This is a genomic window from Chloroflexaceae bacterium (assembly GCA_025057155.1).
Taxonomy (GTDB): Bacteria; Chloroflexota; Chloroflexia; order Chloroflexales; family Chloroflexaceae; genus JACAEO01.
This window is the reverse complement of the sequence record JANWYD010000091.1, coordinates 1-708: the sequence shown is the minus strand read 5'-3', so window position 1 is coordinate 708 and position 708 is coordinate 1. Positions and strand designations below refer to the sequence as shown.

General features: G+C 59.7%; 1 protein-coding gene. It reads left to right on the top strand.

Annotated elements, in window-relative coordinates:
- The coding region (locus NZU74_20430) for an FAD-dependent oxidoreductase (protein MCS6883696.1) at window positions 1-708 on the top strand (708 nt) is incomplete at both ends.

The following is a 708-nucleotide window of genomic DNA, read 5'->3' as shown; positions in this document are numbered from 1 at the left end:
GTAAACATGGCATGGCTGTGGGCGCGGTTGCGGGCGCGTAGCTTTAAATTGGGCTATTTTCAGGGCGGTTTTCAGGCATTTGCCGATGGGTTGTGCGCGGCCTGCATACAACGCGGGGTGCAGGTGTGGCGGCAAACGCCGGTCAAGGCGGTTCGCCAAACTGCCGCCGGCTGGCATGTGTTGGCCGGCGATCAGCCACCCGCCGATTATGACGCATTGCTTGTCACCGGTGCGCCGGGGCTGTTGGCACGGTTGGTTCCTCATCTGCCCGCTGATTACCTTGGCCAACTACGCCAGTTGCGCTCGATGGGGGCGGTGGTGATGACAATCGCGCTGCGCCGCCCGCTCACCAATGGCATCTATTGGCTTAACCTGCCCAAAGACGAATTCCCATTTCTGGCGCTGGTCGAGCACACCAACTTCATCGAACCAGAGCATTACGGCGGCGATCACCTGATCTACTGCGGCGACTACCTCGATCCCGATCACGAGTATTTTCGGCTAGCGCCGGATGAGTTGCTCGAACGCTTTCTGCCGGCACTACGCCAGATCAATCCCGCCTTCCAGCGCGAGTGGGTGCGTGCCTACTGGCTACACCGCGAAACGTACGCCCAACCAATCGTGCCAATCAATCATAGTCGCAACATCCCGCCAATTGCCACGCCACTACCCGGTCTCTACTGGGCCAGCATGAGCCAAGTCTATCCA